Annotated in this window: 20 protein-coding genes and 5 pseudogenes; 9 read left to right on the forward strand and 16 right to left on the reverse strand. The window is 69.2% G+C overall.

Annotation, left to right across the window (positions count from 1 at the left end; all coding sequences use genetic code 11):
• The first annotated feature begins 132 nt into the window (after positions 1-132).
• Positions 133-2,031, forward strand: coding sequence for an FHA domain-containing protein (locus tag AB0M76_RS21890; protein WP_365954460.1), 1,899 nt, complete (start codon positions 133-135; stop codon positions 2,029-2,031).
• 220 nt (positions 2,032-2,251) lie between these two features.
• Here the strand turns inward: AB0M76_RS21890 and AB0M76_RS21895 are convergent, their stop codons facing one another.
• From AB0M76_RS21895 to AB0M76_RS21910, 4 genes are all read right to left on the reverse strand, one after another.
• Positions 2,252-3,094 carry a hypothetical protein gene (locus AB0M76_RS21895; protein WP_365954461.1) on the reverse strand — a complete coding sequence of 281 codons (843 nt, stop codon included), beginning with the start codon at positions 3,092-3,094 and terminating at the stop codon, positions 2,252-2,254.
• Complete coding sequence (locus AB0M76_RS21900) at positions 3,091-3,540, reverse strand: hypothetical protein (RefSeq protein ID WP_365954462.1); 450 nt, start codon at positions 3,538-3,540, stop codon at positions 3,091-3,093. Before AB0M76_RS21900 ends, AB0M76_RS21895 begins: the two co-directional genes overlap by 4 nt.
• Positions 3,541-3,726: 186 nt before the next feature.
• Positions 3,727-4,785: a replication-relaxation family protein gene (locus tag AB0M76_RS21905; protein ID WP_365954463.1), complete on the reverse strand. Its 1,059-nt coding sequence runs from the start codon at positions 4,783-4,785 to the stop codon at positions 3,727-3,729.
• 152 nt (positions 4,786-4,937) lie between these two features.
• The gene (locus tag AB0M76_RS21910) at positions 4,938-5,381 is read right to left on the reverse strand and encodes a hypothetical protein (protein ID WP_365954464.1); all 444 of its coding nucleotides are present in this window, start codon (positions 5,379-5,381) and stop codon (positions 4,938-4,940) included.
• A 63-nt stretch (positions 5,382-5,444) separates the two neighbouring features.
• Here AB0M76_RS21910 and AB0M76_RS21915 point away from each other — a divergent pair, with 63 nt between their 5' ends.
• On the forward strand, positions 5,445-5,804 hold the full coding sequence (locus AB0M76_RS21915; protein ID WP_365954465.1) for a hypothetical protein: 360 nt from the start codon (positions 5,445-5,447) through the stop codon (positions 5,802-5,804).
• Between the two features lie 473 nt (positions 5,805-6,277).
• Here the strand turns inward: AB0M76_RS21915 and AB0M76_RS21920 are convergent, their stop codons facing one another.
• Entirely contained in the window at positions 6,278-6,871 is a 594-nt protein-coding gene (locus tag AB0M76_RS21920; RefSeq protein ID WP_365954466.1) for an SMI1/KNR4 family protein, read from the reverse strand.
• A gap of 190 nt (positions 6,872-7,061) precedes the next feature.
• On the opposite strand from AB0M76_RS21920, the gene AB0M76_RS21925 reads away from it, so the two are divergent.
• The gene (locus tag AB0M76_RS21925; protein ID WP_365954467.1) at positions 7,062-8,291 is read left to right on the forward strand and encodes a serine hydrolase domain-containing protein; all 1,230 of its coding nucleotides are present in this window, start codon (positions 7,062-7,064) and stop codon (positions 8,289-8,291) included.
• Between the two features lie 206 nt (positions 8,292-8,497).
• Here the strand turns inward: AB0M76_RS21925 and AB0M76_RS21930 are convergent, their stop codons facing one another.
• The 3 genes and pseudogenes from AB0M76_RS21930 to AB0M76_RS21940 form a co-directional block, all read right to left on the reverse strand.
• A complete protein-coding gene (locus tag AB0M76_RS21930; protein WP_365954468.1) occupies positions 8,498-8,686 on the reverse strand; it encodes a hypothetical protein in 189 nt (62 codons plus the stop codon).
• A gap of 14 nt (positions 8,687-8,700) precedes the next feature.
• On the reverse strand, positions 8,701-9,075 hold the full coding sequence (locus AB0M76_RS21935) for a PIN domain-containing protein (protein ID WP_365954469.1): 375 nt from the start codon (positions 9,073-9,075) through the stop codon (positions 8,701-8,703).
• A 404-nt stretch (positions 9,076-9,479) separates the two neighbouring features.
• Positions 9,480-10,039, reverse strand: a pseudogene (locus AB0M76_RS21940) (IS5/IS1182 family transposase); the annotation flags it as partial.
• A 939-nt stretch (positions 10,040-10,978) separates the two neighbouring features.
• Here AB0M76_RS21940 and AB0M76_RS21945 point away from each other — a divergent pair.
• Positions 10,979-11,065: pseudogene (locus AB0M76_RS21945) on the forward strand (Lsr2 family protein); the annotation flags it as partial.
• A gap of 180 nt (positions 11,066-11,245) precedes the next feature.
• Here AB0M76_RS21945 and AB0M76_RS21950 read toward each other — a convergent pair.
• Positions 11,246-11,519, reverse strand: a pseudogene (locus AB0M76_RS21950) (transposase); the annotation flags it as partial.
• Positions 11,520-11,919: 400 nt separating this feature from the next.
• Here AB0M76_RS21950 and dnaE point away from each other — a divergent pair.
• Both dnaE and AB0M76_RS21960 read left to right on the forward strand, forming a co-directional pair.
• Entirely contained in the window at positions 11,920-15,375 is a 3,456-nt protein-coding gene (dnaE, locus tag AB0M76_RS21955) for a DNA polymerase III subunit alpha (RefSeq protein ID WP_365954470.1), read from the forward strand.
• Positions 15,376-15,380: 5 nt separating this feature from the next.
• Positions 15,381-16,385, forward strand: coding sequence for a hypothetical protein (locus AB0M76_RS21960; protein WP_365954471.1), 1,005 nt, complete (start codon positions 15,381-15,383; stop codon positions 16,383-16,385).
• A 113-nt stretch (positions 16,386-16,498) separates the two neighbouring features.
• Here the strand turns inward: AB0M76_RS21960 and AB0M76_RS21965 are convergent, their stop codons facing one another.
• The gene (locus AB0M76_RS21965) at positions 16,499-17,632 is read right to left on the reverse strand and encodes a hypothetical protein (protein ID WP_365954472.1); all 1,134 of its coding nucleotides are present in this window, start codon (positions 17,630-17,632) and stop codon (positions 16,499-16,501) included.
• A gap of 1,005 nt (positions 17,633-18,637) precedes the next feature.
• Here AB0M76_RS21965 and AB0M76_RS21970 point away from each other — a divergent pair.
• Positions 18,638-19,771 carry a UDP-N-acetylglucosamine--N-acetylmuramyl-(pentapeptide) pyrophosphoryl-undecaprenol N-acetylglucosamine transferase gene (locus AB0M76_RS21970; RefSeq protein ID WP_365954473.1) on the forward strand — a complete coding sequence of 378 codons (1,134 nt, stop codon included), beginning with the start codon at positions 18,638-18,640 and terminating at the stop codon, positions 19,769-19,771.
• A gap of 185 nt (positions 19,772-19,956) precedes the next feature.
• Here AB0M76_RS21970 and AB0M76_RS21975 read toward each other — a convergent pair whose 3' ends face one another.
• Both AB0M76_RS21975 and AB0M76_RS21980 read right to left on the reverse strand, forming a co-directional pair.
• Entirely contained in the window at positions 19,957-20,808 is an 852-nt protein-coding gene (locus AB0M76_RS21975) for a hypothetical protein (RefSeq protein WP_365954474.1), read from the reverse strand.
• Positions 20,809-20,960: 152 nt separating this feature from the next.
• Positions 20,961-21,401: pseudogene (locus AB0M76_RS21980) on the reverse strand (hypothetical protein); the annotation flags it as partial.
• Between the two features lie 40 nt (positions 21,402-21,441).
• Here AB0M76_RS21980 and AB0M76_RS21985 point away from each other — a divergent pair.
• Together AB0M76_RS21985 and AB0M76_RS21990 are read left to right on the forward strand one after the other, a co-directional pair.
• Complete coding sequence (locus tag AB0M76_RS21985) at positions 21,442-21,645, forward strand: hypothetical protein (protein WP_365954475.1); 204 nt, start codon at positions 21,442-21,444, stop codon at positions 21,643-21,645.
• A 660-nt stretch (positions 21,646-22,305) separates the two neighbouring features.
• The gene (locus AB0M76_RS21990; protein ID WP_365954476.1) at positions 22,306-22,701 is read left to right on the forward strand and encodes a hypothetical protein; all 396 of its coding nucleotides are present in this window, start codon (positions 22,306-22,308) and stop codon (positions 22,699-22,701) included.
• Positions 22,702-22,755: 54 nt separating this feature from the next.
• On the opposite strand, the gene AB0M76_RS21995 is transcribed toward AB0M76_RS21990, so the two are convergent.
• From AB0M76_RS21995 to AB0M76_RS22010, 4 genes and pseudogenes are all read right to left on the reverse strand, one after another.
• Complete coding sequence (locus AB0M76_RS21995) at positions 22,756-23,289, reverse strand: hypothetical protein (RefSeq protein ID WP_365954477.1); 534 nt, start codon at positions 23,287-23,289, stop codon at positions 22,756-22,758.
• Between the two features lie 4 nt (positions 23,290-23,293).
• Positions 23,294-23,550: pseudogene (locus tag AB0M76_RS22000) on the reverse strand (hypothetical protein); the annotation flags it as partial.
• A gap of 113 nt (positions 23,551-23,663) precedes the next feature.
• On the reverse strand, positions 23,664-23,957 hold the full coding sequence (locus AB0M76_RS22005) for a hypothetical protein (protein WP_365954478.1): 294 nt from the start codon (positions 23,955-23,957) through the stop codon (positions 23,664-23,666).
• A gap of 99 nt (positions 23,958-24,056) precedes the next feature.
• Entirely contained in the window at positions 24,057-24,482 is a 426-nt protein-coding gene (locus tag AB0M76_RS22010; RefSeq protein ID WP_365954479.1) for a hypothetical protein, read from the reverse strand.
• Between the last annotated feature and the right edge of the window lie 277 nt (positions 24,483-24,759).

Genomic DNA, 24,759 nt, shown 5'->3' on the forward strand with positions numbered 1-24,759 from the left:
CACGTACGGACTGGGATCTCCGGTTCAACGGGGTGACCGAAATTTTTCGAAAATGATTGAACCGAACACGTTCGCGATGGCGTGTTGCTGTCGTACGAGGAGTCAGCAGGCGTCTTTTTCAAGGAGTGTGGCGTGCCTTCGGTCATCGTTGGACGCACGGGTCCCTTCACCGGGCAGAGCGTGGTTCTGGGCAGCGAGCCCCTCAGCTTCGGGCGCAAGAGCGACAACGGCGTCGTGATCGTCAGCCCCAGCGCCTCCCGGCTGCACGCCGAGATCCTCACGGAGGACGCCGGTTTCGTCCTCTACGACCGGGACAGCCGGAACGGCACATTCGTCAACGACCAGCGCGTCACGCGGCATGTGCTGGTTCCGAACGACTGCATCCGGATCGGCGATGAAACGTTCCTCTACGAGGCCCAGGACGCCATGGAGACGGTCATGGATCTCTCCCTCCTGGATGTGCCCCGGCCGAGCGCCGCGGACCCCGGCACGCTGCGGGTCACCATCACCGGCGGCGGCCCGGTGGGCCTCGCCTTCGCCCTGGCGCTCGAAGAGATGCTGCCCGGGCGGACCGCCATCACCCTCTACGACGGGCGCTGGACCAGGAAGGGCTCCTCGGTTGTCTGGAAGGACGAGACCCAGGGGAACTTCCGCCGCCAGCAGGTGGTGACCGTCCAGAGCCGGCAGTACCTTGCGCTGTCCGAGGAGGCGCTCTCCGCCCTCTTCGACGACGGCGCCGCCTACTCCGAGATGTGGCCCGTCGGCCCCGACTCGGTAGACGGCCGCCCGCCCCGCAACATCCGGATCGCCCACATCGAGGACCGGCTGCTGGACCTGGCCAACCGGAGGCCGTCGATCCGCCTGGTTCCCAAGCGTTTCGACGTGGCGGAGGAGCAGAACCGGATCACCCGGGAACACGTCCTGGTGGTCGCCGAGGGCGGCCGCTCCCGCACCCGGGACCACTACGCAGACCGCTTCGGCGCGGCCGACGCCTCTATCTACTCCCTCGACGGCGAGCACCTCCAGGACATCGTGCTGGGGCTACGCGTCAAATCGAAGCTTCCGGACCCGATGAGCGTGCTGCTCACCGTGTCGCAGAACCGGTTCCTACTCAACTCGCTGCGCGGCGAGGGCTTCCTGAACATGCGGCTCACCCGGGAGGAGACCAAGAGCGTCATCGGCATCGACCCGGTCCGCCACGTCTTCGAGGAATGCATCGCCACCCGCCCCTGCCTGATGAGCCGGCAGGAGGAGGACAACGAGTTCCGCTGCCCCACCCACGGCACCCTCTTCCTGCCCGCCCTGCTGCGCGGTTCCCCGCTGTGGAAGGAGATCCGGCAGGGTCTCAGTCTGTTCGGGGTGGCCGAGGAGGACCTGTCCGCGATCACCTCGTTCCGGCTGGAGATGGTGCAGCGCCCGCGATTCACCGCACAGCTGCACCGGCCGACCGCGACCACCCCCGGCACCTACGGCTTCCTGCTGGGCGACGCGGCCAACGCCATCCACTTCTGGCCGGGCCGTGGCCTCAACAGCGGCCTGGCCTCGGCTACTTCGCTGGCCCGCTCGCTCAGCCGCGCATGGCGTGGCAAGCCCCTGCGGGACGCCGACTTCATCCGGCACGAGGCGGCGATGTCCATGCTCCAGTACCGGCACAAGAGCCGCGCCTGGAACGCCATGGTGACCACCGACGAACAGGGCGTCACCCGCGCCATCAAGGACATCATCGCGCGCAGCGCGGAGGCCAGTTCCGGTGCCGCGGACGGGAGCGACCTGGACGCACTACTGGACCGTATGGCCGGGATCCGCGAACGGCTGGCGCCCCGGATGCCCGGCCTGCCCAGCGACGGGGAACTCCGCTCCCACCTCGCCTCGATCGCCCCGGCCACCCTCCGCACCCTGCGGGAGAGCGGCGCCTGGGACACCCTCATCGTCGGCGGCGAGGAAGCAGACATCGACCTCTTCTACCAGTCGGACTCCCCGGTCTTCGTCCCCCGCCCAACCGATCCCCGCAGCCCCTCCCCGGTCGGCTGACACCCAAAGGGACGGGACCCAGCCGGGATGGGCAGCCGGCGTCGGGGCGCTGGCTGACCACCTGGGTGGGCAGTTCCATGATCTGGGCCTGGTTCCGCTCGATCTTCTGGTCGAGGGCCTCAAAACGGCCCTCGAGCCCATCCGTCTTCTGCTCCAGTCCTGTGAGTTGCTGACGAACCGTGGCCAGACCGGACGCGATGCCCTCGTGGAGCGAAATATTCTACGGGCCCAGCGTTTTGCCGAGTTCGCCGGCGGTGGGCTGGTTGGCCGGATCGTCCAGGAGCACGGGCAGCAGCACGTCCTGCAGCTCGGGCCAGGGCCGCTCGGCCGTGACGGGGACGTGGCCGGTGGCGATGTGCTGGCGGAGCTCGTGCGGGGTGCAGGCCTTCGGGTTGATCCCGGCGGCCTGGTAGTCCAGCGGCCACCTTCCGGTGGTGCAGGTCCAGATGGTCCCGGCGAGGGCGTAGACGTCAGCGGCCGGGGTCACGGCAACGGGCTTGTCCCCGGTGATGATCGCGGCCGCGAGCTCGGGCGAGAGCAGGTGTGTCATACCGCCGTTGAAGGCGGTGCCCTGGTCCCAGCCGGGACGCCAGGCCCAAGCAAGATCGATGAGCCTGACGCCGGTGTCGGTGTGGATGCCGTGGGAGGGCTGGAGGTCGGCATGCACCCAGCCCGCCATGTGAAGGCCAGCGACGGCAGAGCACAAGTCGGCGGCCGCGGCCAGAGCCTGCTCCCGGCCAGCCCCGCCGGCCCGGACGGGGCCAAAGACATCCCACGTGGAGGGGCCTTCGAGCCAGTGGGTCAGCAGCCAGGCGGAGCCGTGGGTGACGCCGGCGCCCGCGAAGTAGTCCACCTTGAGGGCGGCGAGAGCGGCGGCCTCGCGGGCGGTGATCTCGGCGCCGGCGCCGCCGCCGACTTTCAGGGCGGCGGCGCCCTTGTGGCCGGTGGCCTTCCAGACTGCGGAGCCGCGCCGGTCGGTGACTTCGGTGAGGACCAGGTCGTGGCCGCAGTATTCGGTGGCGGCGGCATGGGCGGTGGCCGGGATCGGGGAGGGAGTGCTCAAGGGGTGCTCTCCTTCGAAGGCTTCGGCAGGCGGGCGGCCCAGGACCGTACCGTGGCCCAGTCGCGCTCGAGGCCGTTGAAGACGTTGCGGCCGTCGTCCTGGGCGTCGCGGATGGTGTCGGCCAGCACGGGCGTGTTGTGCAGGAACTGCGGGTCGCGCGGACGCACGGCGGGCCGGATCGACAGGAACGTCACCGGAGGGACCGGGAGGTCGCCGCCGTGGCGGCTGGTGTCCTCCTCGCCCTCCCAGAACTTGCCGAACATCAGCCCCACGCCGCTATAGAGGTTCTTCAGGGCCCAGTGTGGCCAGTCCAGGTGCCGGCGTGAGGCCCCGCGCACAACCAGGTTCTCGCACACGAGATACCCGCGCTGCCCTTTGGACAGAATCCGCACCCGCTCGGCACAGACGACCGCCGCCGCGAACAGGGCACCCTCAATGTCGAACACTCTCCTGCTTGCTTCGTCTCATGACTCCGGTCTACGCCCTCCTCGGTGGGGCGTACCTCCGTCGGGCTGCCACGTCCCAGACGGTGAGGCGACAACTTCGGGGACGGTCCCGCCCGGCGGGCCCGGCGGCGAGCCGCGCCGGGCAAGCCCCCCGTGCGGGAGGTTTGCCCGGCATCGTGCGCAGGCTCAGCGGCCGACGGGCGCGGGGTAGCGACGGCGGCGCTTGTCCGGGCTGTCCATGCCGATCTCGTACCAGGACTCGCCGCGCTGCAGCGCCGGCAGGGTTGTCGCCAGGACGGCGACGGTGATGCCGTGTACGTCCTTGGCGAGCGCCTTCAGGCGGTTGTCGAGCAGATGCTCCTCCTTCCCCGCCAGGACGACGTACAGCGTCGGGAAGCGCTCGGAGCGCGTGTAGCGGTGGCGCTGCCAGAACGGGAACGTGCCACCGATGGTGCCGCGCGCTCCCTCCCAGATCCGGTGCCCGGCGTACCGCTCGTAGTCCCAGACCTCCTTGGTGAGGCGGGCCTGGCTCATCGACCCGTTGTCGAGCTCGAAGATCCGGACCTCGCTGGTCTTCGTCGGCAGGGCCAGGACGGCATCAGCGTTGAAGCTCAGGCTGGTCTCCCGGATCGCGTGGTTGACCTCCACCTGCCAGTCGGTCAGATACCTACGGCCGCCGTACGCGAGGATCATGTCCGTCACCGCGACGCCGTGCGCACCGAACCCGGCCCTGACCGCCTTCGCACCGGTGCCGGCCTTCGGGCGCAGCGGCAGCTCGTTGCCCTCGGCCAGAGCCTTCTGCCCCGCCACCGTCAGGTTCCAGATCTGGTCCTTGCCGTCCTTGCCGTTCGTCTCCGCCAGCCCCAGCTCCGCCAGCTCCTTCATCGCCCTGCGCACGTACGACCGGCCGTCCGACTCCTCCGCCGTGATCACCTGAGCCATCTGCCGCACCGTCGCTATCCGCACACACCCCAGCATCCGCAGCGCGTCAGCCCGAACCTTCGCCGCCGTGGGAGTAGACCCCTTCCCCTGCGCTGATTCCCCAGGGGAAGGGAGAGAGGTGTCAGCTTCCCGGGAGACCCCCTGGCGGGCGGTGTCAGCTGCGGTGATGGGCACGACGTTGAATTCGTTCACGGCACTGGACGCGGCACTGCCTTCCGGGCCATCCGAAGGGCGCTCAGCACCCCTTGACCAGGTTGAGCGCGGCTCCTGCTCGGGCTGCCGGGCACTGCTGGTGTACGTCATAACGATGCTCCTCACGCAGATGGCGCGGGACTCCGAACGGAATCCCGCCGTCACTTGTTAGAGGTGTGGCGAAAGTCGACGGTGTGACACTCCACTGAGCGCCGTTACCAGTTCGTGATCATCAGGCGGGGCGGGGCCGGGCCGCACGCAGCTCAGTGACGAGGTGAACGCGGTACGCACCATCCCGGCCGCCATGGCCGGCGGCATCGCCATGTGACTGCTCTGCCCGTGAGCCATGCCGTGGGGAGCTTGCGTCCATCGTGAAGGAACTCGGCCTGCCGGGCCGTCAGGAGCCCGGAGGCGGCGCCCTGCTCGATGAGCTGGTGCAGCGGCTTCTTGCCCGCGTCCGCGGTCTGGGCGCGCAGGACGGTCTCCACCGCGATCAGGGAGTGCAGCACGGCCGCGGTGGAGAACTCGTAGCAGTGGTACGAGTGGCGCAGCAGCTCGCGGGTTGTGCGCAGCACCGTCGCCGCGGCCTCGGGGACGCCGTCGGAATCGACCAGGTCCTCCACGAGCTCGTGCATGTCCGCGTAGTGCGTCACGAAGAGGTGGGCGCGCTGGTCCGGCACCGGGAACGGCAACTGCTCAGCGGTCATCCGCGCAGGCTCCCAGTCAGGCCGCCGCGATCAGCGAGGCGGCCCGTACTCGAGGAGCCGTCCATGTCCCAGACCACCGTCGCTTCGCCGCTCGCCGCCATGACCCCGGCCGCGGTGATGAGCGCCTTCAGTTACCTCCGGGCGGTCCAGGCCGGCGACGCCGAGGCCACCTCCGCGTTCGTCGCCGCCGAACCGCGGATGCCCATGCTGCTCGTGGACGTCGCCGAGCAGATCGTCGTCCCGGTCACTGCGCTGCCCGGCCAGGACGACGACGAGCCGTGCGCTGACACCTTCGCCCTGGAGGCCCTCGGTCACGTCTTCACGGCCGCCCTGCACGCCTGGCAGCAGGCCGGACCGGGCGCGGCGCAGGGCATCGCCCAGGCAGTCATCGGCTTCATCACTGAGGTCCTCACCGAGGATTAGGAGGACATCGTCGACAACCTGCACCTCCTGCAGGCCATCGCCATGGGCCAGGCGATGCAGGCGCACCCCGCACCGGCCGGTGCGCGCCCAGTGCGCATCACAGCCGTGTAGTGCGCAGCGTCGATGCTGGTGGTGTGCATCGGGTGCGCACCACCGCCGGACGGATGCACCGCACCGCGCGCATCCCGGTGCGCGCCACCGGGCCCTCGCACCGCACCTGGTGCGCCCCTGGGCCGTCTCTTTCGGATCTTGCCTGACCCGCGCCGCCTGGCGCCGCACCTCGCCGCTCTCCACGGTCACGTAGTCGGGCGGGAGGACGACAGACCAGTCGCGCGCCAGGGCCTCGATGACGGGCGCGTCCTCGCCCACCGGACGGACCGGCTCCCCGAGCAGTGCCGTCAGGCTCTTGGAGGTCCGGGCCGCGAGTGCGCCGGCATGTGCGGGGGCGGGAGCCGGGGTGAGGGGGTCGCCGTTCAGCTCCGTCTTCCCCCTCCAGGTCCCACCACAGCTCCCCGTCGCAGGTCAGGTACGGCGCGCAGCCGTCGACCATGCCGCCGTGGTCCAGTGCGTCGGCCACCTCCGCGAGGTACGCGGCCAGCGAGGGCCACCCGTCCTCGAAGTGGGCCGGTGTCGTCGTGGCACGCCGTACCCAGCCGACCCTGCTGCGGCCCCTCTCGCATGTCGATCACCTGCGCGTTCCCGTCGCTCTGGGCCCAGGGGATCCATCGGGGGTGCCACCAGGGCTCGCCTCCCGACTCGGACGGCGCGACGAGGTCCTCGTCGTCACCGGCGATCTCCATGCACATCCGCCAGTGCCCCACGATCTGCGCCACCGACTGCGGCGGCGGGCCTGGCAGGACGTTGTCCCAGCTCAGGAGGCCGTCATGGCAGAGCAGCGAGTCGGTCAGGTCGGCCGGAAAGCGCAGGCCCAGCTCCGCCTGCGCCGCCTCGACCGCGCCGGGACCGGCGGGCCGCGCGAGGTTCCCGTACGAGGTCGGGGCGTGCTCGCACAGCCAGCCGTCGGTGCGGTCCCAGGACGAGCGGACCGGCGGCACGGGTGAGTTCATGGCGCCGAGCATGCCCGGCGCCACCGACAACGCCCCGGCCGGGGGCGGGGGCTCAGCGCCAGAACCCGGAGAGGGCCCGCCCGTGCCTGACCGCGGTACCGGTCGCCGCCCCGGACGCGGCTTCCTACGATGAGAAGGTCCGCTCAGGGATCCGGGACCGCTCGGGGACGTGCATCAGAGGTGATCCTCCATGGGCCGTTACCGGACGCCCACCGTCCTGGCAGCCGCCTCGCTGCTGTTGACCGCGCTGTGCGCGGGCCAGGCCCCCGCGGCCGCCCCGCCGGGCCGGGTCGACATCGACCCCGCGGTCGCCGAGCAGCTCGACGACGCGATCACGGCGGCCATGCGCAAGGCCGCCATCCCCGGTGTGGGCGTCGGCCTGTGGATCGACGGCGAAGACTCCTACGTGCGCGCCTTCGGCACCGCCGACAAGGCCACCGGCACCCCCATCAAGACCGACATGCACACCCGCATCGGCAGCGTCACCAAGACCTTCGCCATCACCGCCGCCCTCCAGCTCGTCGACGACGGCAAGGTCCGGCTCGACGCGCCGATCTCGACGTACCTCGACGGCGTGCCCGGCGGCGAGAAGATCACCGTCCGGCAGCTCGCCGACATGCGCAGCGGCCTCTACAACTACACCGAGGACCCGCGCTGGATGGCCACCTTCAAGGCCGACCCGCACCGCGCCTGGACCCCGCAGGAGCTGCTGAACATCGCATTCGGGCACCCCGCCAACTTCGCGCCGGGCGCGCGCTGGGAGTACTCCAACACCAACACCGTGCTGCTCGGCCTGCTCGTCGAGAAGGTCAGCGGGCAGCCGTTGCACACGTACCTGGAGCAGAACGTCTTCGAACCGGCCGGCCTGGACGCGACCTCGCTGCCGACCGCCGCGGAGATCGCCGCCCCGTACGTGCACGGCTACACGAACTTCACCCCGGACGGCGCGACCGTCGACGCCTCCACCTGGAACCCGTCCTGGGGCTGGGCGGCCGGCGCGATGATCTCCACCATGGACGACCTGCACTCCTGGGTCCCGACCCTGGTCACCGGGAAGCTGCCCGACGGCGACCGCCTGCTGGAGCCGGCCACCCAGGCCCAGCGGCTGCGCATGCTGCCCACCGGGCACCCCGACGTGGGCTACGGGCTCGGCATCGCCGAGCTCGACGGCTGGATCGGCCACAACGGCGAGCTGCCGGGCTACGAGACCATCGCCGTCCGGCTCCCGCAGGCCCGCGCCACCATGGTGATCGTGGTGAACTCCGACATCGACGGGAAGTTCGGCAGTCTGAGCTCCCTCATAGCCAACACGGTCACCAAGATCGTGACCCCGGATCACGTCTGGGCGCTCCCGGCGGCGGCCCAGCCCAACACTGTCCCGGAGCCGTCCGCACCACCGCCCCCGACCCCCAGCTCCTGAGAGGCGTCCAGGCCCTGTCGGACCAGGTGTATTGCCGTGGACGGGTGATGGAGGTCTCGGCTGAGGCGTCTTGAACGGGTGAGCGCCTTCCGGGTTCGGTGTGGATTGCGACGTCTACGCCGACCAGAAAGGCTTTCGTGCCCCGCCGTAATGCACCCCTGACCGAGACCGGACGCCTGCGCCTGGCCAAGGCGGGCCGGGGGAGGTCAGCCGACGTCGGGGCGCTGGCCGACCAGCTGCGTGAGCAGCTCGATGATCTGGGCCTGGTTGCGGTCGATCTTCAGGTCGAGGGCTTCGACCTTCTGGTCGAGGCTGCCGATCTGCAGGTTTACTGCTGTCAGGCCGGACTTGATGATCCGGAAGTCGCGGTCGGACTCTTCCGTGACTTCCGACATTGCGGCCGTCCTCGCTAGGTGGGGTCAAGGGGGTAGATACCGGTGCCCTCGTACGCCTTGGGGGTCAGCGAGAGGACGGTGACGGGCTCACCGGTCTTCGCGGCCTGCCAGGCGATGGCCGCGGGGTGGGTGACCGCCCAGTCGGTGGCGGGCCAGGAGCCTGCATCCAATGCGTGGGCGGTCGTGAAGGGCACGGCTTCGGCGAAGCGCAGTCGGGCGGCGTGGGCGCCGGCGCCGGGAGTCGCGCGTTCGGCGGCGAGGACGGACAGCGCTGGGATCAGGACGCGGCCGGTACCCCGGGAGGATTCGATGTAGAGACCGGTAAAGAAGGGGTCGGCCCGGTAGAGGGCGACCAGGGCGGTGTGGTCGAAGACGGCCGTCAGGCTCACGCGGCGGCGCCGTCCTGATGGGTGCGGATCTTGTCCCAGGCGGACTGCCCGGCCTGCTGGAGGTCCTCGGTGTACTCAAGCCCGAGTTCCGCCGCGGCCAGGTGGGCCCGCTGCTCCTGCTCAGACTGGGTCAGCCGGCTCTGGGCGAGCTCCTCCAGGAGCTCGGTGATGGTCGTGCCGCGCTCTTGCGCGAGGAGGCGCAGGCGGTCGCGGGTTGCCTCGGTCGCCTTGATGCTCGTGGGCTTGCTGCTGCTCATACTCCCGATTCTACCGTCGGTAGAATCGACTGTCAGGCTGTCGCGGCCACCGTTCTTGGGCTCCTGGCGGAGGTTCGTTCCTTCGGTGCACCAGCTAGCTGGTCCCAGAGGCACTGGCCTGGTTCTGCCACCCGCGTGCGGGAATCGCCCCACCAACTCCACGTCGTGGTCACGCCGGGCGGCCACGACCTGGCGAGCGGAGACGTAGCAGCTGTCGACCAGGTGCTCATCAGGGAGCAGCCGGCGTTCGGCGAGAGCGGCGTGGACAGCCGGGACCAGGTCGAAGGCGCTGACCGTGGCATCGGCGGCGACGACGTTCGTGGTCAGGTCCGGTGTGTCCACCCCACCGCAGGTCTCGGTGAGGTGGACTTCGTATCCGTCCCAGAAAGCGTCGCGCTTCACGCTGCCCGGCGCCTCGATGTCATAGGGGATGACCAGGCGCTTCGCGTCCGGCGGCCGGTCTTTTGGGTCGCGGCGCCGCGCCTCGCCTTCGACCAGGTGGAACTGCTGCACCCACACCTGCCGCAAGATCTCCACCTCCGGCACCGCCGCAATGCCCTCGGTGCTTCACGCGCGGTGACGGCCTGGAGCAGCCGCATCCCGTCGGCGCCGATCCGTCGGCCGGTCTCGTCTCGTTTGGCGAGGGTCTTGGGGAAGCGTGAGTCCTCGGCACGGGTGGCGTAGTACCGGGACCAGTCCGGATCGGCGACCGCGACCAGCCTGATTTCTCCAGACTTCTCTATGTCTCATGAGACATCCCGGCCCTTCGGCCGATCTTTCGTGTCGGTTTGACGAACTGCCTGGTCAGGTTGCCGCCTGACAGCACACACCTTGCCGAACTGCCGGTTGACTCTTGCAGCAAACAGGAAACCACAGTAGGTTACATTTTTGTTCGAATTAATCGAACGGCACTGCTTTATTTCGCGTGGGTAAGGGGCGGTATGGCTAGGTTCAAGATAATCGCAACCTTGGGGGCCACTGCGGCCACCTTCGCATTCGGCATCATCGGCGCCGCGCCCGCAAGTGCAGCAGCCAATGCCGCCTATAATACGAAAACCGAATATCTGGACGCCTCCCCTGGAATTGAATCCATAGGGTGTCACCATCGGGACATATATCTGGCTGCGGGGAATTATCGATGGTCGCAGATCATGGGAGGCGCCACCGACCCATCCCGAACCTTATATCTCGCGGCAGGCAACTACACGTGGGAAGACTGCCTGGCAGGGATGGGTGGCGGATACAACCAATTTTCGTACCTGAAACAGTCCGGGGCCTCATCCGGTGCTCCACTCAGCGACAGGAGCGGTTTTCCCCTGACGGGTGGGGATGGTGTCTACACGTGGGGATCCAAGCTCGAACCTCTATTCCAACTTCCCTAGCCTTCCTCGATCTTCTGCAAGCCGGATGGCCTGCGGCTGACTGGCGGTGAGGGCGAGCGGCGGCTTTCGTCAGCGCTTTACCTTCCGTGATCAGCTAGATAAGAACCCCCGGGTTTCGACTTCGGGGGTTCTTCGCGTCCAGCCGTCGCGCCAGCCACGAGCTGTAAAGCTAGCCGAACGAGATGGGCCGGTTTACTTGGCTGTCTCCGGGGCGGGCATCATCCGGGTTACGCGAATAAGACAACGGTCACCGTCTCTGACGACTTGGATGGTTCGGCGGACGCGCAGTCTGGCCTGGACGGCAAGTCCTATGAGATCGACCTTAACGAGGCGGCGTTACGGAAGGCGCTCAGGAAGGGTTTGCAGCGCGACGCTGAAGGCAATGAGGTGATCTCGCCGGCCATCGCCCGAATCGTTTGCGGCGATCAGCTCCTTGCCCCCCATCGGAGGAGGCCAGGGCATGCATCGTGGCCTGTCAGAGGCGCGCAGTAGGGTCCCGGCCTGGCAGCCAGAATCGATCGTCCAGCCGGAGCCCAGGACGTATTTGAAGTCGATCTGTGCCCCGCTGCTTCTGCCGCCTGGCGGTCGGTCAGGCCCTCCACGAACTGCAGCACCAGCACCAGGCATCTCGGTGACCAGGCAGGCCGCCTTCGCGACGGAAACAGGTCCGCGAACTCCTCATCTATGAACAGCGGTTCTAGCTCGTCCCTCACCCGGATCGCCAGGCTTCCGTGTGGGAACGAGGCTCTCGCCACTCGCACCGCCCGGCCGGGATCTTCTCAGGCCTCTTCGGCTCCATCGACATCCGTACCCACCCCATGCGACAACGTCGGCCTTCAAGACCACAACAGGTCTTGAAGGCCGACGTCACGCCAGGCCCGGAATTGACCAACAGCATCCGAACTGGCAAGGGCCTCAGCCGTTGGTGAACCGACCAGACATGTCCTGTGCCGCCGAACCTTGATCGTGCGGCATCACAGAAACAGCCCTGACCACGACGATCCGCGAGGGCTCCCTGCCCGCCAACTCGAATGCACAGCACGACAAGTCCGGTGCTCATTGGACAGATGTAGTACTCAGTCACAGCGGTGATCGCATTCCTACTTCGGAGTAACCGATTCGCGTTGTTCGATTTTAGTTCGACATCTTGGAGGGAGAGATTCCGGCCATACCGGCTGAAACTATTCGTTCGCGGGAGGTGGGTCATGACCAACGGCTGCCACCTCCACGTAGCGAGCGGCTACTCCGCCCGCTACGGCGCCTCCCATCCCCGCGACCTGGTGCGAAGGGCTGCCGAGCGCGGGATCGAAACGCTCGCGCTGACCGACCGCGACACCGTGACCGGGGCCGTCCGGTTCGCGAAGGCGGCCACGGACGCCGGGATCCGCCCCCTCTTCGGCGTCGATGTCGCCGTCGCCCCCCGCTCACCGGCTCCCCCCGGCTCCGCGGTCCGCCCCCGCACGCCGGTGCGCGGTGGCGTGCATGTGGTGGAGCCGCCGCTGCGGGTGACGCTGCTGGCGCGGAGCGCCGCGGGGTGGGGGCGGCTGTGCCGTCTGGTGTCGGCCGCGCACGCTGGTGCTGCGGGCGGGCCGCCGGTGGTGTCGTGGGAGACGCTCGGCCGGTACGCGGACGAGGGCCTGCTCGTTTTGCTGGGGCCGGTGTCGGAGCCGGTGCGTGCTCTGTCGGCCGGGCGCCCGGACCTGGCCGAGCGGCTGCTCGCGCCGTGGCGTGAGGTGGCCGGCGGGAACCTGCGGCTGGAGACGGTGTGGTGGGGCGTGCCCGGTACGGGTCCGGGCTCGCTGCGGCTGGCCGCGCGCACGCTCGGTCTTGCCGACCAGCTGGGCATCCGCGCGGTGCTGGCCAACGCGGTCCGCTACGCCGACCCTGCCCAGCACCGCATCGCCGACGTGCTCGATGCGGCCCGGCTGCTGCGGCCGATCGACCGCCGTCAGCTGGACTGCGGCGAGCGCTGGCTGAAGGACCCCGCCTCCATGGCGGCGGCCGCGGAGCGGATTGCGGAGGCGTCCGGCGGTGGCCCGGGCCGCGCGGCCGCGCTGCTCGCGGAGACCACGCGGTCCGGTGAGGAGTGTGTCGTCGATCCGGTCGCCGACCTGGGGCTGGGCCGGCCGCACTTCCCCGAGCCGGAAGTGGTGGGAGCCGAGCCGGGGCCGGGCGGTGCGTTGCGGCTGCTGCGCCAGCGCTGCGAGGCAGGAATGTTCGCGCGCGGCCTGGACGGAGAGCGGCGGGCGGTCGAGCAGCTGGAGTACGAACTCGGGGTGATCGGGAAGCTGGAGTACGAGGCGTACTTCCTGGCGGTCGCCCAGGTCGTCGCCGCCGTCCGTGCGATGGGCATCCGGGTCGCGGCCCGGGGGTCGGGCGCCGGCTCGATGGTCAACCACGCGCTGTTCGTGGCGACGGCGAATCCGCTGGACCACGACCTGCTCTTCGAACGCTTCCTGTCGGTGCGCAGGTCGTCGCTGCCGGACATCGACGTCGATGTGGAGTCCGCGCGCCGGCTGGAGGTCTACGACCGGATCATCGAACGGTTCGGGCTCGAGCGGGTCGCGGTAACAGGGATGCCGGAGACCTACCGGGCCCGGCATGCCCTGCGTGACACCGGCCTCGCCCTCGGCATCGCGCCGCAGACGGTCGACCGGATCGCGAAGTCGTTCCCGCACATCCGGGCCTGCGACATCCGCGACGCGCTGACCACGCTCCCGGAGCTGAAGCAGCTCGCCGCCGAGGCCGACTCGTTCGGGCCGCTGTGGGAGCTCGCCGAAGGCCTCGACGCCCTACCGCGGGGGATCGCCATGCACCCGTGCGGGGTGATCCTGTCCGACTCCTCGCTGCTGGACCGGCTGCCGGTGCAGCCGACCCCGGGCGGCCAGTACCCGATGGTCCAGGCCGACAAGGAGGACGTCGAAGACCTCGGCCTGCTCAAGCTGGACGTACTCGGGGTGCGGATGCAGTCCGCGATGGCGCACGCCGTCAAGGAGATCCGCCGGACCTCAGGCCGGCAGATCGACCTCGACAATCCCGACCATGTCCCCCTCGGCGACCCTGGCGCCTTCGACCTGATCCGCCGGAGCGACACCGTCGGGATGTTCCAGCTGGAATCGCCCGGTCAGCAGGACCTGGTGGGCCGGCTCCAGCCGCGCGATGTCCAGGACGTCATCGCCGACATCAGCCTCTTCCGCCCGGGACCGGTCAAGGGCGGCATGCCCGCCCTCTACATCGCCGCCCGCCACGGCGCCACACCCCAATACCCGCACCCCGACCTGATCCCGGTCCTGTCCTCGACCTACGGGGTGACGATCTGGCACGAGCAGATCATCGACATGTTCTCCGTCCTGACCGGCTGCGACCGCGCGCTCGCCGAGGTCGCCCGCCGCGCGCTCGCCGACAAGGAACGCCTGCCGCAAGTGGAGGCCTGGTTCCGCCGCGAGGCGGGCCGCCGCGGCTACTCGCCCGCCGTCCTCGACGAGGTCTGGGAGATCATCAAGGGCTTCGGCGCGTACGGCTTCTGCCGCGCGCACGCCGTCGCGTTCGCCGTGCCCGCCCTGCAGTCGGCGTGGCTCAAGGCCCACCACCCGGCCGCCCTGTATGCCGGTCTGCTGGAGCACGACCCGGGCATGTGGCCGCCGCGCGTGATCGTCTCCGACGCCCGCCGCCACCACGTCCCCGTCCTGAACGTCGACATCAACCACTCCCAGCCTGACTACCGCATCGAGCAGACCGAGCCCGGCGTGTGGGGCGTGCGGCTGTCTCTGTCCTCGGTCAAAGGCATCAGCGAAGACCAGGTCGCCCGGATCGCGGCCGGCCAGCCCTACAACAGCCTCCAGGACTTCTGGCAGCGCGCCCGCCCCGCACTGCCGATCGCCGAACGCCTCATCCAGATCGGCGCCCTCGACGCGCTACGCGGCTCGCTCACCCGCCGCGACCTCCTCCTCCAGACCGCCGAGCTCCACGCCCACACCCGCGCCCGGCCCGCCGACGGCCAGCTCCCCCTCGGCGGCGAACTCGTCACCGCCGAACCCTCCGGCCTGCCGGAGATGACCAGCCGCGAAGCCCTCAGCGCCGAGATCGGCGTGCTGAAGATCGACGTGTCCCAGCACCTGATGACCCACCACCACCGGCTGCTGCGCGAAGTCGGCGCCACCGACGCCGCCCACCTCACGACCATGCACCCCGGACAGAAGGTCCTGGTCGCCGGGGTGCGCGCCTCCACCCAGACCCCGCCCATCCCCTCCGGCAAGCGCGTCATCTTCGTCACCCTGGAGGACGGATTCGGCCTGGTCGACATCGCGTTCTTCGAGGACAGCCACGACGCCGTCGCCCACACGGTCTTCCACTCCGCCCTTCTGCTCGTACGCGGCACCGTGGAGGCCCGCGGCCCGCGCCGCACGGTGGTCGGGCAGATGGTGTGGGACCTGGAGGAACTCGCAGCCGCGCGCCGCGACCACGGACCTGAAGCCGTCCTCTCCCTCCTCGGCCAGAGTGAACTCGCCCCCACGCCCGCCCAAGGCCCGGCGCGGCAGCGGACTCTCGCCAACGGCGCCACCGGCGCGCGCCTGCACCCCTACGCCGACCTCCAGCCCGCCGGCACCCGCTCAGCCGACCTCAAGAGCCTCGGCTACACCAGCCCCGGAAGCGCCGGGTGACCGCCATGAACGAACGCCGCATCCTCCACGCCCACTTCCACCTCCCCTACGGCGCCCACCCGGACCTGTACGGGCAGCTCCTCGCCCTCGCCGAAGGCATCACCCCGCGGGTCCAGGCCATCCCCCCGGACGCCGCGCACCTCGACATCACCGGCGCGCTCCGCTACTGGAACCGCACTCCGGAACAGGTGGCCGCTCTCCTGCGGCTGCGCACGACGGCCCTGCACGGCGTGCAGACCACTTGCGCGATCGCCCCCAACCGGATGCTCGCCGCGATGGCGGCCGCCGCGACCCCGCCGGGCGCCACCACGGTCATCGAGGCCCGGGATGTGCAGGCGTGGCTGCGGCCGCGGCCCGCCGCAGCACTCCACCAGGTCGGCCCCGCGACCGCGACGAAACTGCGCACCTACGGCCTGCACACCATCGGCGACATCGCGGACGCCCCCGTGCCCACTCTCGTCCGTCTCTTCGGCGCCGCCACCGGCCGCTCCCTCCACGCCCACGCCAACGGCCAGGACCTGCGCACCGTCCAGCCCGTGCCGATCGCAAAATCCATGAGCGCCGAACGGACCTTCGACCACGACGTCCTCGACCCCGCCGAGCACCGCAAGACCCTGCTGGACCTGACCGAAGAGCTCGGCGCACGGCTCCGCGACGACCAGCAGGCCGCCGGAAACCTCACCCTGCTGGTCCGCTACGCCGACCGGACCAGCAGCACCCGCAGCCGTACCCTGACCGAACCCACAGCCCACACCCGCCCCCTCGCCACCAGCGCGTGGGAGCTCTACGACCTGCTCGGCCTTCAAAGGGCCCGCGTCCGCGCCATCAGCCTGCGGGCACAAGACCTCCGCCCTGCGGCAGAGGCCTCCCAGCAACTCACCCTCGACCCCGGCGACGACCGCGCCCTCGCCATCGAGGCCATCACCGACCGCGCTCGAGCCCGCTACGGCCCCGGCGCCCTCCGCCCGGCCACCCTCGCCACCACCAGAACCCGAGCCCCACGCGGATAACCAGCGGAAAAGCGTTTGTAGGGGCCCGATGTAGTTCAGCTATCGAGCTCGTATCTCAGCGGTACATCAGCAATGTTGGATAGTTCAGCAGTCCGAAACGGACCTCCGGAAGATCAGTCCAGCGGTGGCCAGGGACCGTCGAGCAGGCGCTCGGCCTCCGCGACGATCGCTCCGGCCAACTGCTCGCGTGTGCCGCGCCGGATCGCCTCCCAGTCGTTGTACGCACCGACCTGGTCGACCAGCGGCCGAAGCGACTGAGGCCGGGCCAGTGCGCCCCAGCCCTCGTACGTGATCACGTCACCGCCGGCCCCCGGGGCCAGACTCCCGTTCACGATCAGCCGAAGCCACCAGCGCACGAGTTCCCAGCGTGCCGCCTCCCAGGGGATACCGGTGCCATCGACGGGAAGGCCCTCGGTCAGGCCCAGCTCAGCCAGTACCTGGTCGAAGAGCGCATCGGCGCTCTCATGCTCGGTGCGCGGCAGGTCGGCGAGCAGCGGAAGCGACTCCGTTTCGACTTCGAGGACCAACGCCGTAAGGGCTGCCTCGATCAGCTGGTGCGGGTAGTGCTGTCTGCCGATCAGGCGCTCCAGTGCCAGCATCCGGAGGCACTCGACAGCCTCCTGCGCGCTGACGGCATAGGGGGTGTACGGGATGGGCGTGGCGACGTCGGTGCCGGGACCGCCGTGGACGAAGTACGACCAGAAGCCAACGGTTGAGTGGCCGGGAAGGCTGCTCGCCCGGCCGATGAACTCGTTCCGTATGTAGTCGGCGAGGTCGTTCCCGTAGATGATGATGTCGGTCTGGTGGACGGACAGCACGGGGTGGCCGCATTCGCCTGCTGTGCCAGGTAGGTAGCGGTGGCTGTAGACGGGGACCAACTGCGGAACGGCCGCCAACTCGGACCGTGCGATCTGCACCGCGTCGGATGTCCCTGCGGGCCTCGGACTCCAGCCGGGGTACCAGAAGCCGTTGTGCTCCACATCGAAGAGCACGCCCTCGACCGGTCCGGCAAGCCGCTCGGCCAGGTCCTCGGCGTCGCCGTTCCGCCAGTCGGGCCAGCTTCGCGACCCATGCAGGAGCCCGGCGGCAAGAAAGACCCTGTGGTCCGCCGAGAAAGTGAAGCCGAACCGAGCTTCGACCGCGTCGAGTTCCCACTCGCTGAGGCCGGGGCCGATCTCGGCTCCGAGCATGTTCTGAAGGTCCCTGGCGGCTTCCAGAGTCAGTGGCGGGGGCGACGGTGCGGTCATCCGGGCAGCATAGGTGACCAGTACGGATCCCGATTATTGCCTGCCGGTAGCGATGCAGAAGCAGCACCTGGACACGGGCCCCGATCGGGCCCGTGCCCTGCTCAATTATCCGCTCCACAGGGCCGTTGAGTTGTGCTCAACCATCGCAATTATTCCAGGTGGAAACGCTCAGCATCTCGGATTCCTACAGCGTTCTTGCTCTGACCGTCACCCGTCGAAAGGCCCTCACCAGTGAGCACACCCCAGCCGTCCACGAGACCGCCCGCACTGAGCTGCGCCCCCTCCCAGATCGGCCCCTGCGCGAAGTGCCGCCAACCCTGCTGCCGCTACGGCGTCGGGGCGAACTCCCTATGCCACGCGTGCCGCACTCAGCTGCGGGAGGCGCAGCAGAAGCCAGCCCACTCCGGAGCCTGACCTCACGGAGCCTTCTGGCCAGCTCCGGCGTCTCCCGAGGCGATCGGGAAAATGTTCGAGAGGCTCAGGGAGCCGGCCGGGTTGGGTCGGTCAGGCCAGGCCTGGCGGCTTGCGGCCGCCTGGGTGACCTCCCGGCCAGACCACGGCGCTGTACCGCCTGCCGCCTGTCACCCCGCATCAACCCCCACCTTGCCCTCCCAACTCACTGCCATCCATGAAGTTGGCCTTACAGACTGTCGTAGTGATCAAGCCGTCATGGGCGGTCGGGCAGGACGCATGACCACGGCCCCGTATCCCATGGAACCGGGTCTGGAGCCGGACCACCCGCGTCGGCGGGGAGCACCATGGCGGCTCCCCGGCGACACGGACGGCCTCCTTCCTCGAGCCGATTGAGCAGCCACTCCGGCTGGCCCGCGTCGGGGCGTACTGCGGGCATGCCCGCAGCTGCCGAACGCGAGGTCGGAAGTCTGACTCTGACCGGAGGTGCACCTCCCGGGCCGCTTTGGATACGTCACTGTGCGGGGCTGGGAAGCCAGTAGGGTGCGTGGGGTGAACACTTCCTCCGCGCTCCCGCGTTCGTTCCGTCTGCTCGTGACGGGCGGTGGGACTGGCGGTCACACCTACCCGGCTCTTACGGCGATCCGGACTTTGCAGGGCCGCCTCGCGGACGCGGGCAGCACGCTGGACGTCTTGTGGATCGGGACCGCGGAGGGTCTTGAGGCGCGTGTCGCTCCGGCGGAGGGGATCGCGTTCAGGACGGTGGCCACGGGGAAGATCCGTCGTTCGGCGAACCCGCTCAAGATGATGTCCGCCTCGAATGTCAAGGACATGGCGCGGGTGCCGCTCGGTGTGGCCCAGGCTCGGACGATCGTGTCCGGATTCCAGCCGGACGTCGTCCTCGCGACGGGTGGGTACGTCGCGGTCCCGGCCGGGCTGGCCGCGCGGCTGTGCCGCCGTCCGCTGGTCTTGCACGAGCAGACCGTCCGGCTTGGCCTGGCCAACCGCAAGCTCGCGAGTTCAGCAACGCGTATCGCGGTGTCCTCGGAGTCCTCGCTGCCGCTGTTGCCTGCCAACGTGCGCGAGCGTGCAGTCGTCACCGGGAACCCGGTGCGGCCGGAAGTGCTGGGCGGTCAGGCGGACAAGGCGGTCGAGGCACTGAACCTGTACGGGTTCGACCGGCGTTTGCCGACGGTCTATGTCACCGGTGGGGCGCAGGGCGCCCAGCAGATCAACGCTGTGATCCGGGACGTGCTGCCTTGGCTGCTGAGTCACGCGAACGTGATCCACCAGTGTGGTCCGGCGAACGTCGATGAGCTGCGGGTGGCCGCTGCCGGACTGGACCCGGTTCTCGCCGGCCGGTATCACCTGACCGGGTTCGTCGGGCCGGAGCTGCCTGACGTGCTGGCGCTGGCCGACATCGTGGTGTCCCGGAGCGGGGCCGGCACTCTGGCTGAGCTGACCGCACTCGGTAAGGCGGCGGTGTTCGTCCCGCTCGCCACGTCGGCCGGGAATGAGCAGGCGCACAATGCCCGTCATCTGGCCGACGCGGGTGCGGCACTCGCTCTGCTCGGCGAGGTCACCGGGCAGGCCCTGGAGAGCGCGGTCGGCCCGCTCCTGACCGACCCCGCCCTGCGGGCGGCGATGGCGGAGCGGGCTCGGGCGCATGGGCGGCCGGATGCAGCGGACAGGCTCGTGGATGTGGTGCTGTCCGCCGCAGCCGGCTGATCATCCGCGTTACGGGCGGCGTCGTCCGATGTGCAGGGCTGTGCCGGCCTCGATCATCACGGCGCAGTCGTTGAACGTGTTCTCTTCCTGGCTCATCGGGTCGGGAACGTCGCGGCCGGGGCCTCCGCGTAGGCATGGGAGTCCCCTGCGCCGCCTGCGGGGCAGCACGCGGCAGGCGGCCGCGACTAATCTGCCGGAGCTGCCGGAGGGGCGGGGGCCGAGGCCGGCGCGGGTACCGGTGCGGGTACCGGAATCACGGGACGTGGTGGGCGGGTCAGGAACAGCCAGACGGCGAGGCCGACCGCCGCCAGGAAACCGGCCACCATGACCGCCACCACGCCGGCCATCGGCACCGGGCAGCCGCTCCCGCCGAGCGCGACCGTGCAGCTCACCAGCAGGACACACACGGTGACGACCGCCAGCCCGCCCCCGGCGATCCCCCGCGTCGCCCCGTCCCCCGCCAGACGGACTCCGTCCAAGCCGGGACGGCCGTACGCGATGTAGCCGACCACGGAGACTCCGAGCAGCAGGACGAGCAGGCCTGCGATGAGGAGGCCTAGCCAACCGGGCACCGTTGTGTAGTACGCCCTGCCGTACTCGTACACCCCGTTGCACAGGAGCGTGAACATCGGCAGAGGCGCGCACTGGCCGAGCAGGCGGCGCCCGTGGTCGGCCGCCGTGTGCGGCAGCACGCTCTCCAGGAGGAGGATGGCCGCGAAGATCAGCATCGCTCCGGAGACAGAGAACGCGACGCCCGCGACGTCGTGCTCGACTATCGCCCGGCCGGTGTTCTGGCCGTCGGACGCGATGATGCAGTACGCGAGCGAGGTCAAGATGAGACCCAGGAGCGCCGAGAGCAGGACGGGCACCGCCTTGTCCAGCGCCTCTTCCCGGCGACCTACGGGCGGGGCGCCGCCGAGCAGGTGCGAGACCACGATGAACACGGCCGCAAGGGCGAACCCCGCGAGTGTGCCGGACAATTGCGCGTAGAGGTTCGCGACCTGGGTGAAATCGAGGGGCGAATTGGTGCAGTCCATCGGCACTCCGAGCTAGAGGGAGCCAGTTCCTTGGCGCCGTGCATCCGTGCAGCTGTGGGGCGTCGCAAGAGCCGCGACGTCTCACGCGGGCCATGGTTCCTGCCCGGCCGGTGCTCCAAACCCGGAACCGGGAAGTCCGGCGGTCACGCTGCAAACCGGTTGGCGATCTCGAAGAGGGCGCCTTCGTCCTTCCCGAGCTGCTCCTTGATCAGGGCGCGGCGTTCCTCGAGGATGCGGCCGAGGTTGAAGATCGCCGACCGCTTGCTCTCAGGCGACGCGTCACGGCTACGGAAGAGCGCGATGGCGTGCCGGACGCCGGCGGTGATGTCGGGCGGGCTGTCGTTGAGCGCCTGGTGCACGAGGTCGCTGCGGGCGTCGTCCATGACGGCGACCAATCGCCCCAGGTCCTCGCCCTCTGCGGCCAGCTCGTAGCCCGTGCCGGCCTCGCGCAGCAGCTCGTTGACTTTCGCCCGGTACAGGATGCGGGCCGGCCCGTTGTGGAACTTCGAGTGGTGCCAGCCACAGCTGCCGTAGGAATGGAAGTGCCGGATCCGGGGGCGGCTGACGAGGTCGTGGAGGACTTCGACCAGGCCGCTCACGCAGGTCGGCCCGCGCCCCTCGTTTGAGTAGCTGATGGGCCAAGCCGACGCGAGGGTCTACCAGCCGCTGGCCGAGCACCTGGACGATGCGGCGCGTGCGGCACTATGCCTGCCGGCTACCCCGCAGCCGTTCACGGTCGACTGTGAACTCGCGGACCGCATCCGCGAGTACTACTTCGACCACCCCGACCAGGCGCGTACGCTGACCGACGCCGTCCGCGACTTGATCAACCTCTGACCGCCACACCGGCACTTGCCCCCAGATGCCCGGCACGGCGTCGCGGCCGAGACGGAACATCACCGGCAACTGCACCGGGACCGGCGCGGTCCACTCGCGCCCGCCTCGCGCAGAAACTCGGCGTGCTGCGCCGAAGGTTCGGAGACAGCATCTCCCCGCTGGCCACCGGGCTGGTCGAGCCGGCCAGACCTGCGGGCCGATCGACTCGACCCGCGCCCCTGAGAGTCCGCACGCCGTGAGCGCGTCCGTGAGGGCCGTCGCCGGGCGTGCGATGTCCAGGTCTGTCGCGCAGGCGTCAAGCAGCTGCAAGAGTTCCTCGTCCCGTACCTGGGGGGAGCGCTTCGCGGAATTCCTGACGAGGCGCCCCGCGGCAGACCGGTAGCCCCTGCCCCGCGCGTTGCCTGCCGTCTCCACCTGTCACGGCAGACACATTGATATTCCGTTAGAGAATCCTTTCTTCTTCCATGATGCGCATTCGTATCAGGAAGGGGATTGCCTTTGTTCGGATCCATGCGGCAGGCTCAAAAGGTGACGGCGCCGTATTGCCGTGGGCGCGGTCGTGTGGGCGCCTCCCGCGAGGCTGGGGCCGCCGGCATCATCAAGTTCGTTCCTCCTCAAGGTCTTCGTCAAGACCTTCATCGCCGCAGCAGAGGATCAACGGTGGGAAATTTCGAGGAAGACAAGGAAGAATACCTGCGCAATCTGCGCAAGGCGCGTGCGGACAAACAGTACCTCGACTATGTCGAAACCCTCGTGGAAGCGGCACCGGACGTGGCCGTGGGCTACGTCGTCGGCCCCGCCGTGACAGCGGCGCTAACTGCCGGCGGGGGCATCGCGGGGTTCCTGATCGCCGGCCCGACGGGCATGGTCGTCGGTGTCACCGCGGGCGCTGCGGGCGGCGTCTATGCGGGAGTGAAAGCCGAGGAGGCGTACCAGTCGGCATCCACGGAAGACCGGGCTCGCATGCGCGCACTCGGTCAGAAAGCAGTGGAGGGTGGCGCGGCAGCCCGCGGAGCGTGGAAAGTCGGCCGCGCCGTCTTGAAGTTCGTGAAGTAGGGGCGCGCGGAACGGCGGAGCGGCGGCGTACCGGGTTCAACGTGCCCGCGTCGTCTACTTTGGTCGTGCCATGGCCGCGATCGTGTGCGGAGAACCGGCATGAGGAAGATCAGCGCGCAGCTGTTCATGGCGCTCGACGGAGTCGTCGACGCCCCCGCCACCACCACCGTCGACCGGATGCTGGCCGCCCAGCAGCACGCCGCCGACCAGTTCGGCCTGCGAGCCACCGGCCGCCGGGTGTGGGGGTACCGGGGCCGGACCCTGTCCGAAGCCGCCGACCCGCACTGGCTCCGCGTCGTCTGCGCCGAAGCCGGCACCGAGGGCGGCAAACTGTGGAACGGCCCGTCCACCTCCCGCACCCTGGCCTCGGTGCCGCGCCCCGACCTGCTTGTGGACGCCTTCGGCATGTTGGACCTCCATGACGCGGCGGAAGAGGCGCTCCGCCAGGTACCTCTGCTTACCTCGCGGGAGCGGATCGTTCTCCTCGTGGACTGCTGGGCGGAAGACCTGCGGCCGCTGCTGAACCGCCACAGGCAAGAGCATCAGGAAGCGATGAACGACTTCATCGAACAGGCCCGCGTGGTCCACGGCGTCAATGCTGACTTCTCCCTTTCGCCAGGCCGCCGTGAGCACGGCGGCCTGCGAGGTGCTCGCCGTCACCCATCGCGGCGAGGTGATGCCGTTGACCGCAAAAAAAGAGGATGCCGGCGAGGTGGAGTGCGGCCTGGTAGGCGATGGCGAGTTTGTCGGTTCGTGTGGCCAGGCCGCGCCACTGTTTGAGGCGGTTGATGCACCGCTCGAGGTGTTCCGCTGTTTGTAGGTCTCGTGGTCGAAGCCTGGCGGCCGTCCGCTTTGGGGGGCCTCGCCGTAGTCGGTGGCCGATCGGACGGCTGTGGGACACCGGGTGGCCCTTGCAGCTCTTTCGCCCAGCTCGCGCTGTGCTGAAGCTGGCCGCCAGTGGGTCAGGGGCGAAGGATGCCGAAGACGGCTGCGAGCGAGGCGGCGAGGCCGACGTGGGCAACAGCGAGAAATATCCACTCCAGGCTGCTCATGCGCCACCGGCTATGGGCCAGCAGCCGCCACTCGTACATCATGGCCCCGACACCGATGGCGAACAGCGGCCCCCAGAGCAAGGTCCACCATGACCAGATGCCGCCGAAGTTGAGTACGGCGTTGACCGCGCCGAAGAGCAGCACGGTCAGTGACCATCCCGGCTTCTGCTTCTCCTCCTGCATGGAGTACGAGTGGTTACTCATGACTCATGACCTCTCGGGTTGTGACGGGCGACGATGCAGGGGGTGCGCCGCAGCTGTGGCTGCGGCGCACCCCCTTTCAGTCAGAGCTCGGCTTGCCGGTTAGTGGAAGAACTCCCAGATGGTGTAGAGGTCGCCAGCCACGCCAGCGGCAGACAGCGGAGCCTTCCAGTACCAGGACAGGCCGTCGTACCACGCCTTGAAGTCGCTGTACTTCCCGGCGACCGCCGCGGCGAAGCCCGGAACCTTCTTGAGCAGCTTGATGAGGGGGTCGAGCCGTCCGGCGGTGGAGCTCTCGCCGTTCGCGATCTCCTGAAGCTCAGCGCGCTCGGCTGCGCTGTACTCGATGGGAGAGTTCAGAAGGCCGTTGGCGAGCAAACGGATCGCCTGCTGCTGGTCCTGCGTCGTCGCGGTGATGGCGTGGGGAACAGGAGGAGCGGTGCTCGCCTGCGCGGCGGTGCCGCCGAGACCCAGGGCCAGGGCCGCGAGTACAGCGACGCCCCCGATGCGTACCGTGTTGCGATTCACGTATTCTTCCTTTGTGTCACGCACAAAGGGGTGCGGAGATCAGGAACCTGTTCGTGGAGCCGGCGGCTTGGACACTTTCGGCCCCGAACCGATCCTGGCTCCGCCCCCCGTGCGAATTGCCATGTCTACGAGCCCAGTTGGCCTGGTCAGAGCCGGCGAGCTGCGTGTGCCCCGAACGTATCCCGCTTGACGGATCCCGCCCAAAGGGTTTCCGTAGTGAGTCGGATCACAGGAAAACTTCAGACCAGAACCGCAATTTGGGGAATTCTTAGCGGCT

Source organism: Streptomyces sp. NPDC051364, from assembly GCF_040682115.1.
GTDB lineage: Bacteria > Actinomycetota > Actinomycetes > Streptomycetales > Streptomycetaceae > Streptomyces.